Source organism: Cellulophaga sp. RHA_52, assembly GCF_007827205.1.
GTDB lineage: Bacteria > Bacteroidota > Bacteroidia > Flavobacteriales > Flavobacteriaceae > Cellulophaga > Cellulophaga lytica.
Window position 1 is genome coordinate 2269694 of the sequence record NZ_VIRZ01000001.1, and the last position, 15038, is coordinate 2284731.

Annotated in this window: 2 protein-coding genes; both read right to left on the reverse strand. The window is 37.0% G+C overall.

The genetic code is table 11. From position 1 onward, the window contains the following. Window positions 1–942: a type IX secretion system membrane protein PorP/SprF gene (locus JM80_RS10055; RefSeq protein WP_013619669.1), complete on the reverse strand. Its 942-nt coding sequence runs from the start codon at window positions 940–942 to the stop codon at window positions 1–3. Window positions 943–979: 37 nt separating this feature from the next. Beyond that, entirely contained in the window at window positions 980–14854 is a 13875-nt protein-coding gene (locus tag JM80_RS10060) for an Ig-like domain-containing protein (RefSeq protein WP_144709956.1), read from the reverse strand. Window positions 14855–15038 lie beyond the last annotated feature (184 nt).

Below are 15038 nucleotides of genomic sequence, written 5' to 3' on the forward strand. Positions count from 1 at the left end.
TTAGAAGAATCTAGGCGTAATTACTTTTTTGTATCTTGATCTTAGCTCGTACCTTAAAAAAACCTCAAAAGAACCATCATTAAACGAGGTATTTCCAAGATCAGTAGTTTCTTTATCATAGGCTAAACCAAGCATTAATTGGTCACTAAGCTGAAACCCAACAAGAGCACTAAGAGCAGCATCCCAACGGTATGCGGCACCAAAGCTAAATTTATCTCTAAGTAAAAAAGTAGCTGACAAATCGGCTTGTATAGGAGCACCTTTAACAGCTTTAATAAGTGCGGCAGGTTTAAGTTTTAAATCTCTGTTAAGTTCAAAAACATAGCCTGTAATTAAATACAAGTTCATACGTTCTACGGCAAGAAAAGAACTGTTTTGTCCTTGAGAATCATCAAAGTGTTTTGTTTCTAAAAAGTTAGGGACAGAAAAACCAGCGTAGAATTTATCAGTATGGTAATAGATACCGGCGCCAAAGTTAGGGGAGAATTTTTTCTCGATATCATCATATCCTGCCGGAGTAGACTCTTGTCTGTAATTGGCCAGTTTAGAAAAATCTAGATTTAAAAAATGTCCTCCAGCTTTAAGTCCAAAGGATAGTTTTCCTTGTTCACTAGTAGGAACTGTATAAGAAAAAGCAGCATCTATATAGGTATCTTGATTTGTTCCGTTACCAATTTCATCGTGGACTACAGAAAGTCCAAGCCCCACTCTTCTAGAAACAGGAGTGTTAAAGTTAAGCGTTTGTGTTGTAGGGGCACCATCTAGGCCTACCCATTGAGATCTGTGCAAAGCAGCAATACTAAATACACCTCTAGAACCAGCATAAGCAGGGTTAATGGCAATGGTGTTATACATATATTGAGTGTATTGTGCATCTTGCTGAGCAGAAATGTTCTGCAGGGCAAGAAGGACAAAAACAATACTTAGAAGTAATTTTTTCATAATTTATGATTTATGCGTTTAATGGTTGTGTTTAAAGTTATCTATTTAGATATAAATATCCGGCTTTAGATTTATTTTGACCGTTATTATTGTAATTAATAATGTAGTAGTAAACACCAGCAGGAAGTTCTTCATTTTTATTAATAACAACTCTACCGTTAGATATTCCTTTAAAAACATTAGAACCACGATCATATCCTTTAGTTTCAAAAACAATTACGCCCCATCTGTTGTAGATTTGTACGGTATTGTTAGGGAACTGTTCAATATTAATAATTCTAAAGTATCCATCATCTACACCAGGCCCCACAAGGTCGTTGTAAATAGAGATGTCACAAGCAGAACCAGTAGGAGGTGTACCACCAATATTATCACAAGGATCAAGAGGATCAGTTTCATCATCTACTTCTTTACCATCAAGAATTAAATCACCATCGGTATCAGGATTAAAAGGATCTGTACCTAAAGCCGCTTCTTGTGCATTAGTTAAGCCATCCATATCACAATCACTAGCATCAAGAGGCGTACCACCGTTAGAGTCACAGTCATCAAGCGGGTTGGTATTATCAGTAACTTCTTGTCCGTCTAAAATAGAATCCCCATCTGTATCAGGGTTATTAGGATCTGTACCTAAAGTAACTTCATCACCATCTAAAAGTCCATCATTATCAGAATCAGGATTAAAAGGGTCTGTACCAATAGTAGCTTCTTCTGCATTAGTTAAGCCATCGTTATCACAATCGCTAGTATCAAGAGGAGTACCACCAATAGAATCACAATCATCTAGTGGGTTTGTACCGTCTGTTACTTCTTGACCATCAGAAGTCCCATCACCATCCGTATCTGGATTGTTAGGGTCTGTGCCTAAAGTATTCTCTTCATTGTTTGTAAGTCCATCACCATCTGTATCAACAGAAATAGTTACAATACCTGTGTTAGAGTTTCCAGCAGGATCAGTAGCTGTAATATTAATAATATCTTCATCTGTTAGAGAAGGTAAAGAACCGTTAATTGGTGATTGAGTTTCGGTATCTACACTCCAAGCTCCACTAGAGTCAGTAGTAACTGAATATGTAACATCAATAACATTATCACCATTTGTATCAAGCTCTATTATAAGAGATTCGTTAGGATCTCCTTGACCTGTTAAAATAGGAGTAGTGTCTATAGTAATAAAACTATCTACAATTGGTAATGAGTTATCAAGAGTAATAGGGTCATTATCTGTAGCAGGATTAAGAGCCACATCAGCAACATCAGCGGTTACAGTAATTGTTCCATTAGTTAATCCAGAGATATCTGCATCCGCTGCTGTCCAAGTACCGCTACTAACCGTAGCAGTTGTAGTAACCGTATCAGTACCATCGTCAAAAGTAACCGTTACAGTTTGTCCATCTTCTACATCAGTAGTAGTACCGGAAATAGTTACATCATTATCTTCGACAGCGTTTACTACATTATCCCCTTCAATAGGAGTTGTAATATCGATAGTAGGTGTAGTATTATCTAAGGTAATAGGGTCATTATCTGTAGCAGGATTAAGAGCAACATCAGTAACATCAGCTGTTACAGTAATTGTTCCGTTAGTTAATCCAGAGATATCTGCATCCGTAGCTGTCCAATTACCAGCACTAACCGTAGCAGTTGTTGTAACAACAGGATTAACGCCATCGTCAAAAGTAACAGTTACAGTTTGTCCATCTTCTACATCAGTAGTTGTACCAGAAATAGTAACATCATTATCTTCGGCTGCGTTTACTACATCATCTCCTTCAATAGGCGTAGTAATATCTATTGTAGGTACAGAATTTTCAAGAGTAATAGGGTCATTATCTGTAGCAGGATTAAGAGCCACATCAGTAACATCAGCTGTTACAGTAATTGTTCCATTATTTAGTCCCGAGATATCTGCATCCGTAGCTGTCCAATTACCACCACTAACCGTAGCAGTTGTTGTAACAACAGGATTAACGCCATCGTCAAAAGTAACAGTTACGGTTTGTCCATCTTCTACATCAGTAGTAGTACCGGAAATAGTAACATCATTATCTTCTGCAGCGTTTACTACATCATCTCCTTCAATAGGAGTTGTAATATCGATAGTAGGTGTAGTATTATCTAAGGTAATAGGGTCATTATCTGTAGCTGGGTTGAGAGCAATATCGGTAACATCAGCCGTTACAGTAATTGTTCCGTTAGTTAGTCCAGAGATATCTGCATCCGTAGCTGTCCAATTACCACCACTAACCGTAGCAGTTGTTGTAACAACAGGATTAACGCCATCGTCAAAAGTAACAGTTACGGTTTGTCCATCTTCTACATCAGTAGTAGTACCGGAAATAGTAACATCATTATCTTCTGCAGCGTTTACTACATCATCTCCTTCAATAGGAGTTGTAATATCGATAGTAGGTGTAGTATTATCTAAGGTAATAGGGTCATTATCTGTAGCTGGGTTGAGAGCAATATCGGTAACATCAGCCGTTACAGTAATTGTTCCGTTAGTTAGTCCAGAGATATCTGCATCCGTAGCTGTCCAAGTGCTGCCAGTAACCGTAGCAGTTGTTGTAACAACAGGATTAACGCCATCGTCAAAAGTAATAGTTACAGTTTGTCCATCTTCTACATCAGTAGTAGTACCAGAAATAGTAACATCACCATCTTCGGCAGCATTTGCCACATCATCACCTTCAATAGGCGTAGTAATGTTTATTGTAGGTGTAGTGTTATCTAAGGTAATAGGGTCATTATCAGTTGCAGGGTTGAGAGCAATATCGGTAACATCAGCCGTTACAGTAATTGTTCCGTTATTTAGTCCAGAGATATTTGCATCCGTAGCAGTCCAATTACCACCACTAACTGTAGCAGTTGTTGTAACAACAGGATTAACGCCATCATCAAAAGTAACAGTTACGGTTTGTCCATCTTCTACATCAGTAGTAGTACCAGAAATAGTAACATCATTATCTTCTGCAGCATTTACCACATCATCACCTTCAATAGGCGTAGTAATGTTTATTGTAGGTGTAGTATTATCTAAGGTAATAGGGTCATTATCTGTAGCAGGATTAAGAGCAACATCAGTAACATCAGCTGTTACAGTAATTGTTCCGTTATTTAGTCCAGAGATATTTGCATCCGTAGCAGTCCAATTACCACCACTAACTGTAGCAGTTGTTGTAACAACAGGATTAACGCCATCATCAAAAGTAACAGTTACGGTTTGTCCATCTTCTACATCAGTAGTAGTACCAGAAATAGTAACATCATTATCTTCTGCAGCATTTACCACATCATCACCTTCAATAGGCGTAGTAATGTTTATTGTAGGTGTAGTATTATCTAAGGTAATAGGGTCATTATCTGTAGCAGGATTAAGAGCAACATCAGTAACATCAGCTGTTACAGTAATTGTTCCGTTATTTAGTCCAGAGATATTTGCATCCGCAGCTGTCCAAGTGCTGCCAGTAACCGTAGCAGTTGTTGTAACAACAGGATTAACGCCATCGTCAAAAGTAACAGTTACGGTTTGTCCATCTTCTACATCAGTAGTAGTACCGGAAATAGTTACATCATTATCTTCGGCAGCGTTTACTACATTATCCCCTTCAATAGGAGTTGTAATATCGATAGTAGGTGTAGTATTATCTAAGGTAATAGGGTCATTATCAGTTGCAGGGTTAAGTGCAACATCAGTAACATCAGCTGTTACAGTAATTGTTCCGTTAGTTAATCCAGAGATATCTGCATCCGTAGCTGTCCAATTACCACCACTAACCGTAGCAGTTGTTGTAACAACAGGATTAACGCCATCGCCAAAAGTAACAGTTACGGTTTGTCCATCTTCTACATCAGTAGTAGTACCGGAAATAGTAACATCATTATCTTCTGCAGCGTTTACTACATCATCTCCTTCAATAGGAGTTGTAATATCGATAGTAGGTGTAGTATTATCTAAGGTAATAGGGTCATTATCTGTAGCTGGGTTGAGAGCAATATCGGTAACATCAGCCGTTACAGTAATTGTTCCGTTAGTTAGTCCAGAGATATCTGCATCCGTAGCTGTCCAATTACCACCACTAACTGTAGCAGTTGTTGTAACAACAGGATTAACGCCATCATCAAAAGTAACAGTTACGGTTTGTCCATCTTCTACATCAGTAGTAGTACCAGAAATAGTAACATCATTATCTTCTGCAGCATTTACCACATCATCACCTTCAATAGGCGTAGTAATGTTTATTGTAGGTGTAGTATTATCTAAGGTAATAGGGTCATTATCTGTAGCAGGATTAAGAGCCACATCAGTAACATCAGCTGTTACAGTAATTGTTCCGTTATTTAGTCCAGAGATATTTGCATCCGTAGCAGTCCAATTACCACCACTAACTGTAGCAGTTGTTGTAACAACAGGATTAACGCCATCATCAAAAGTAACAGTTACGGTTTGTCCATCTTCTACATCAGTAGTAGTACCAGAAATAGTAACATCATTATCTTCTGCAGCATTTACCACATCATCACCTTCAATAGGCGTAGTAATGTTTATTGTAGGTGTAGTATTATCTAAGGTAATAGGGTCATTATCTGTAGCAGGGTTAAGTGCAACATCAGTAACATCAGCTGTTACAGTAATTGTTCCGTTATTTAATCCTGAGATATCTGCATCCGTAGCAGTCCAAGTGCTGCCAGTAACCGTAGCAGTTGTTGTAACAACAGGATTAACGCCATCGTCAAAAGTAACCGTTACAGTTTGTCCATCTTCTACATCGGTAGTGGTACCAGAAATAGTAACATCACCATCTTCGGCTGCGTTTACTACATCATCACCTTCAATAGGCGTTGTAATATCTATTGTTGGTAATGTATTATCTAAAGTAATAGGGTCATTATCTGTAGCTGGGTTGAGAGCAATATCGGTAACATCAGCCGTTACAGTAATTGTTCCGTTATTTAGTCCAGAGATATCTGCATCCGTAGCTGTCCAAGTGCTGCCAGTAACCGTAGCAGTTGTTGTAACAACAGGATTGTCGCCATCATCAAAAGTAACCGTTACAGTTTGCCCATCTTCTACATCGGTAGTGGTACCATAAATAGTTACATTTTTGTCTTCAGATGCGTTTACCACATCATCACCTTCAATAGGAGTTGTAATATCGATAGTAGGTGTAGTATTATCTAAGGTAATAGGGTCATTATCTGTAGCAGGATTAAGAGCCACATCAGTAACATCAGCTGTTACAGTAATTGTTCCGTTAGTTAATTCAGAAATATCTGCATCTGTAGCTGTCCAATTATTACCGGAAACTGTAGCAGTAGTAGTTACAGTATTTGTACCATCAGAAAAAGTAACCGTTACAGTTTGTCCATCTTCTACATCGGTAGTAGTACCGGAAATAGTAACATCATTATCCTCTGCAGCGTTTACAATATTATCACCTTCTATAGGTGTTGTAATATCTATTGTAGGTACAGAATTTTCAAGAGTAATAGGATCATTATCAGTTGCAGGGTTGAGAGCCACATCAGTAACATCAGCTGTTACAGTAATTGTTCCATTATTTAGTCCTGAAATATCCGCGTCAATAGCGGTCCAAGCATTAGCACTAACTATAGCAGTTGTTGTAACAACAGGATTAACGCCATCATCAAATGTTACAGTTACAGTTTGTCCATCTTCTACATCGGTAGTGGTACCAGAAATAGTAACATCACCATCTTCTGCAGCATTTACCACATCATCACCTTCAATAGGTGTAGTAATGTTTATTGTAGGTGTAGTATTATCTAAGGTAATAGGGTCATTATCTGTAGCTGGATTAAGAGCTACATCAGTAACATCAGCTGTTACAGTAATTGTTCCGTTATTTAATCCAGAGATATCCGCATCCGCAGCTGTCCAATTACCAGCACTAACCGTAGCAGTTGTTGTAATAACAGGATTAACGCCATCATCAAAAGTAACCGTTACAGTTTGCCCATCTTCTACATCAGTAGTAGTACCGGAAATAGTAACATCATTATCTTCTGCAGCATTTACCACATCATCACCTTCAATAGGCGTAGTAATGTCTATTGTTGGTATTGTATTTTCTAATGTTATCGGATCGTTATCTGTTGCAGGATTACCTGCAATATCGGTAACATCAGCCGTTACAGTAATTGTTCCGTTAGTTAATCCAGAGATATCGGCATCCGTAGCAGTCCAATTACCACCACTAACTGTAGCAGTTGTTGTAACAACAGGATTAACGCCATCGTCAAAAGTAACCGTTACAGTTTGTCCATCTTCTACATCAGTAGTAGTACCGGAAATAGTAACATCATTATCTTCGGCAGCGTTTACCACATTATCCCCTTCAATAGGCGTAGTAATGTCTATTGTAGCGTTTACATCATGAACAATATCTCTAGTTGCTTGTGGTGCAGCATTACCTGCTAAATCAGACACATTAGCGGTTATAGTTTCTAAAGCATCAAGAGCTTGAGCATCTGCAGCAGTAATATCTAATGTCCAAGTTCCAGATGAAACAGTAGCAGTGTAAGTATTTCCGTTTAAGTTAATAGTTACAGTCTGTCCGTCTTCAGCATCTGTAGTACCAGAAATTGTTACAGGTGCATTATCTTCAACTGCATTTATAATATCATCTACAGCAACAACATCTATAGCAATTACAGGGTTAGTTACATCTACAGTAAGTAATGCAGGGTTAGATACCGCCGGAGAACATACATATGAAAGTTCTGAAACAATAACTCTATATTGATAACCATCTTGAGTAATAGTTATACCTGTTAAGGTTAGGGTAGGAGTAGTACTACCGGTATAAATATCAGAAGTATTAGTGTCATCAATATCTACAAACCCACTTCCTGATTGATCATCTACTTGCCACTGATATAATAAGTTTGTTCCTGTAGCAGTTACCGAAAAAGACTCTGATGTATCTGCATTTGTAATAATGTCCTGTGGTTGGTCTGCAGCATTGGCAATAGTAGGAGCAACTCCAGGTTGTTGAAAATCGTACAGCGAATTACTTGCACTGTCTTCATTATTAGGAACAGTATAACCATCTGTAACATTAGTACCTGTAACAACACCACTTGTATTTACTGTTGTTGGTGTGTCACCAAGTATACCATCTCCATCAGAATCTGTAAAACCAGCTTCAGTAACATCATTACATAAATCACCATCAGCATCTAATTCTAAAAAGTCAGGTATTCCGTCTGGAGTACTTTCAGAATCAGCAAGTGTATAATTTACTGTACCACTATTTTCTTGTCCGCTATCTTGTACGCTATCAGGAACCCCGTCTGTACCTACATCACCATCTAATATTCCGTTTGTATGTGGTTGGTTGCTTCCAGCTTCAACAGTATCATAAATACCATCATTATCAGCATCTAAATCAAAATGGTTTGGAACTCCATCACCATCAGTATCAAATGCATCAACAATACCATCATTGTTAAGATCATTAGTAGCATTTACATCTTTAAAATTAAGAGTGCCATTATTATCATCGTCAGCACTTGGGTCAACACCGCCAGGACTTTCAGCTGTATCTAGAATTCCATCATTATCGTCATCTAAATCTATAGAGTCTGCAATACCATCATTATCATTATCATCTATACCAGCTTCACGGTAGTCTACTTCTGTTGTTGCATTTATAGCAATATTTGGCAGGTCTGATGCACCATTATTTTGATCGTCATTAGGATCAAACAAGCCGCCAGAAGTATCTACATCATCAAACTCATCTAAAAGACCATCACCATCAGAATCTAAATTGTTTGAAGAGGAATTAAACCCTGCTTCTTCTGTATCACTTAGTCCATCATCATCTGTATCTAAATCCAAATAATCAGGTGTTAGATCTGTATCCGTCTTTTCTGGAGTTAAACCGTTTGGATAATTTGTATCTAAACCATTTACATCAAAAGTATTTGAAGGAGCCACATAACCTGTTGTTGGTTGTGCCTCAACATTATCTGGAATGCCATCATTGTCAGAGTCAATATCTAAATGATCTTCTATACCATCATTATCACTATCTATACCTTGGTAAATAGTATAAACAGGAGCTGTTCCAGGTCCTGAAGCAGTAGTTGCAGAACCATCAGTATTATTAGAAGAGGTAGTGTTATTTGGAGTAAATAAACCGTTAATATCACAAGTTTGAAACAATACAGAACCTAAATAATTATTAGTAGAAAAAGACGGTTGTAATTCTCCACTAAATGTGATATCCAAGTTTGTAGTTTCATAGAAATTAAAATAAGCAGCTAACCTTGGGCCAAAATCAACATCATCCCAAGTTTTTGCTGGCCCTTGAAAAGTTGCGGTACCTGTTGCTAAATTTTCTGAAACTGTAAGTAATGAATTGCTATCTATAGCATACAATCCTGGTCTTGTTAGGGTGACACTTTCTCTAGTATTAGCTCCATCAATGTCATAAATAACACCACCAAATCTAATCAAGTTTACTTGAAAATCTGTTCCTGTTGCAACTAAACGAATATTAAAAGATATACCACCTGTATCACCATCAGTACCACCAATTGTAAAACTTGGTTGCCAAGCATTAGCACTGCCGGTTGAGCTATCATCTATAGAGGTTAAAGTTGCATTGTCAATATCTGTAATTCTTACAATAGCATCCAATATACCCAATGATGAACTTACGACTGTAGAAAATCTGTATTCTGCACCTATTGTACCAGCACCAGATCCTGTACCACCTATATATGATCCCCCATTAAATGAACCAGCAGGTATACCACAAGCATCACCTTTTGTATCTGTAGGTGTAAATCCTAAAGATTCTACATAATCTAAAATTCCGTCATTATCATCATCAATATCTGTGTCATTATTTACAGTATCACCATCTGTATCAATAGAATCTACGTGTGTTGTTGGATCTCTAAAATCTACTTCAGAAGTAAACGGATCTTGATCATTAGGAAAAGTTGATACTTGTTGATTGCTATTTGTTGGTCCGTTAGGATCCGCAATTCCATTAGGTTCCGTTGTGCTGTTATCAAAACCGTCGTCTAGACCATCATTATCAATATCAGTATTGGTAGGTGCTGTATCTGCAGAGTTATCTGCGTCTACATCATAAGCTTCAATGTAATCTGTTAAGCCATCATTATCAGAATCCAAATCTCTAAAATCTGGTTTATCCGTACCGTCTGAATTAGCCGGTTGATTAATTGAAACACCAGAACCTGCCGCAGTCTCGTAATTATCTGCAAGTCCGTTACCGTCACTATCTACACTAGGTAATACATATCCGGAAGTAGATTGCCATTCAATGTTATCAATAATACCATCATCATCACTGTCTAAATCTAAATAATCTGGGTTAGCATCTCCATCTGTATTTTCTGGAGTATTTGTAAAAGAACCACCGTTATCTATATCAAAAGCATCGTCAATACCATCGTTGTCAGAATCATTTCCTGTACTTTGAACTAAACTACCATCAGATTGAGATTCAACGGTATCCGTGATTCCATCATTATCAGAATCAATATCTAAATAATTAGGACTTCCAGATCCATCACTATCTACAGGAATATTTGAAACCCCATTACCATCAGTGCCACCATCTTCAGCGCTATCAGGAATTCCATTTGTTCCAACATTACTTTCTCCCGCATCTATAGATCCATTTCCATCTAAATCTAGGCTACCATTTCCAGTTTCTACAATATCAGGTATACCATCATTATCACTATCTAAATCTAGATAATTAGGAACACCATCATTGTCAAAATCTGCAGTGCCTTCTACAACATCTGTAATACCATCATTATCATCGTCTTCATCTATATTATCTGTAATACCATCACCATCATTATCTAAATTATAAGCTTTAGTAGTAGAAGCAGAATTAGAATTTCCTGCAGCGTCAGTTGTAGTAACACTACCTTCAATAATTAAATCTGCATCTTCTTGTAATTCAGAACCAGGAACATCAATACTAAAAACTCCTCCAGAATCTACAGCTCCAGTATAATCTGTACCTTTAATAGTTATAGTAACTGTATCTCCAGTATTAAAGTCTCCACTTACAGTACCAGTTATTACGATATCATTTGCGGCTTCAGAAGCTGTAACAAGATTGTTTGCAGTAACATTATCTATTACTATTGTTGGTACTGGAATTGCATTATCTAACGTTATAGGATCATTATCTGTTGCTGGGTTAAGAGCCACATCTGTAACGTCTGCAGTAACAGTAATTGGTCCGTTAGTTAAACCAGAGATATCTGCATCTGTTGCGGTCCAAGAATTAGCTGTTACAGTAGCAGTTGTTGTTACAGTATTTGTACCGTCAGAAAAAGTTACGGTTACTGTTTGGTTATTTTCTACACCAGTAGTAGTACCAGAAATTGTAACATCATTATCTTCTGCTGCGTTTACAATATTATCACCTTCTATAGGTGTTGTAATGTCTATTGTAGGCAATGAGTTATCAAGTGTAATAGGGTCATTATCTGTAGCAGGGTTAAGGGCAACATCCGTAACATCTGCAGTAACAGTAATTGGTCCGTTAGTTAAACCAGAGATATCTGCATCCGTAGCAGTCCAAGAATTAGCTGTTACAGTAGCAGTTGTTGTTACGGTATTTGCACCATCAGAAAAAGTTACGGTTACGGTTTGGTTATCTTCTACACCAGTAGTAGTACCAGAAATGGTAACATCATTGTCTTCAGAATCACTCACTACGTTTTCACCTTCAATTGGTGTTGTAATGTCTATTGTTGGTAATGAGTTGTCAAGTGTAATAGGGTCATTATCTGATGCAGTATTCCCTGCTAAGTCTTCAACATCTGCAGTAACAGTAATTGGTCCGTTAGTTAAACCAGAGATATCTGCATCCGTAGCGGTCCAGGTATTACCAGTAACTGTAGCAGTTGTGGTAACTGTATTTGTACCGTCATTAAAAGTGACAGTTACAATTTGGTTATCCTCTATATCAGTAGTAGTACCAGAAATTGTAACATCATTATCTTCTGCTGCGTTTACATTATTGTCACCTTCTATAGGTGTAGTAATGTCTATTGTAGGTATGGAGTTTTCAAGTATGACGGTTTCATTATCTGTCGCTGGGTTTAAAGCTACATCGGTAACATCAGCTGTTACAGTAATTGTTCCGTTATTTAATCCAGAGATATCTGCATCCGTAGCTGTCCAATTACCACCGCTAACCGTAGCAGTTGTAGTTACAGTATTAGTACCATCATTAAAAGTTACGGTTACAATTTGGTTGTCTTCTACACCAGTAGTAGTACCAGAAATGGTTACATCACCATCTTCTGCAGCATTTACCACATCATCCCCTTCAATAGGAGTTGTAATATCAATAGTTGGTGTAGTATTATCTAGGGTAATAGGATCATTATCCGTAGCTGGGTTAAGAGCCACATCTGTAACATCTGCAGTAACAGTAATTGGTCCGTTAGTTAACCCAGAAATATCTGCATCTGTTGCGGTCCAATTACCACCACTAACCGTAGCAGTTGTGGTAACAGTATTGGTTCCATCAGAAAAAGTTATGGTTACAATTTGGTTATCTTCTACACCAGTAGTAGTACCAGAAATGGTAACATCATTATCCTCTACTGCGTTTACATTATTGTCACCTTCTATAGGTGTAGTAATGTCTATTGTTGGCAGTGAGTTGTCTAAAGTAATAGGGTCATTATCTGTAGCAGGATTACCAGCAATATCCTCAACATCAGCGGTTACAGTAATTGGTCCGTTAGTTAAACCAGAGATGTCTGCATCCGTAGCTGTCCAAGTACCACCACTAACCGTAGCAGTTGTAGTTACAGTATTAGTACCGTCATCAAAAGTTACGGTTACAATTTGATTGTCTTCTATACCAGTAGTAGTACCAGAAATGGTCACATCATTATCTTCTGCTGCATTTACCACATCATCACCTTCTATGGGTGTAGTAATGTCTATTGTAGGAGGAGTTTTATTTCCTTTTAAGGTAATAATTAAATTAGCCGTGTCAGAATTTGACCCATCAGATAATCTGTATTGAAAAGTTTCAGTTAATGTTTGACCAATGAGTAAACCTGAAACTACAGGGTTACTAGTATCTGGAGTATAAGTATAACTACCATCACTATTTACAGTTATAGTACCATAGGTTCCTGTGTATACAATATTTACATTAGAAGCGTTTCCATCAATTTCAGTAATTTGTATATCTGGATTATCTCCTTGCCAGTAAATATCAGATACACCTGCTATTTGAGCAGTAGGGTCTGCATTTGTAACGTCTGGACCGTAATTATAGCCAAGTCTTAATTGGTTTATAGGTTCATTAAAAAATACATTAACATTACCGGTGGCATCACTTTCAATAGCGCTTCCTGTACCATAAAATGTATTGCTAGCAGTATTAACCACACCACCAGTGGTAACATAAGTAAAGTTAGACGCTGTACCATTTAAGGAACCATTAATAGTAATTTGATCTTGCCAAGTTGTACCCTGTGAGTAATCTATATCAGTAATTAAAAAACCTAAATTAAATACAGGTTCAGAAAATGTTATAATTAACTCTGTATCTCCAACAGGATTTGTAGCTGCATCAATTTGATATAATAAATAGCCTGTATGCCCTCCATTAGTAGCTGTAGTTAAAACTATTTGATTGTTAACCGTACCTATAGATGAAGGGTCTGTAGATGTAAAACCAAGTTGTACACCACCAATTGTTTTCGTTTTTCCGTTTACAGTTTCTCCGTTTGCAAATTGGTTTTCCCAAACTAAAGTTGCTAAACCTCTATCTACATAATCTGCTCCATCAACCCCAATGTCAGTTATTATATTACCTGAGACATCGTTTTCTACAACCACAGTTATTTCGTCTGTATTGTCTAGGGCTATAGGGTTATCATCAACACCGTTAATAGTAATTGTAAGTATGCCGTAATCAAATAAGCCTTCAGGGTTTCTTACCGTATACGAGACAATATCCTGCAGGGTTTCTCCATTTTTTAAGCCAGTAACAGATGAGTTGCTCTCATCTACATCATATATATAATTACCATTTGCTTGTATAGTTACGCTACCATATAAAGTATTGTATGCAGATCCAACTTGTGTTGGGTATACATCAACCTCAGAAATAAAAGGACTATTTCCTTCATCAGGTGTGCCATCTGTTAAAACGTTACCTGTAACAGTACCTGTATTGCTAGCACTAATACTATTGGTATCATCATATGCAAAAGGTTGTGTGTAAACGTTAATTAGAGTTTGCGAGGTACTAGATTGAGAACTTGTATCTGTAACTTGTATATCAACAGTTCTAAGCCCGTCAGTTTGTGAGCTAGATAAATTTCCATAATAAGTTCCTGCAATAAATGCTTCAAAAGATGTATTTGGTATTGGATTACCAAAGGATTCTGTTATTAAAAAAGTAGTACCCGATGTTTGGGTTACTAAAATACTTGTACCTCCAAAATTGTAAGTTCTAGAAGGGTATGGAGGGGTTCCGTTTAAGTAAAAAAGAGTAAAACCACTACCATCATTAAAAGAAATTAATTCTTCATTTGGAAAGTCAACCACTCCCGATAAAGAAATGGTGGCACTCAAAATAGTACCTGCATCAGAAGTTAAAGTGGGAGAAATACTTATAGGGTATACATTTGATGTAGTAGGATCTACATTAAACTGATAATTGTTTCCGGGAGTATTTGAATTTAAATCTAATACAGGATTTGCATAGATTAGGTTTTCGCTAAAGAAAGTTGTTTTAGCCTTATTGTACGATTGTAGGTTAATTGGGATACAGAAGTAAAAAATCGCAAGAATTAGTATTTTACTTACAAGTGATTTTTTAGAGTTTGGTTGTAATTTTCTTCTCATAGATTTATTATTTTAAATGGGGAGCTTTAAATAATTGGTAATTATATGTGTAGAATATTATGTAGAGTTATGCTTTACATATAAATTAGTTTTTTAGAGTTTTTAAATATTGACAATTCTTCAATTAATTATAGTAATTATATTACAATATAGCAAATATATATACTGTTCATCCGATTTTTAA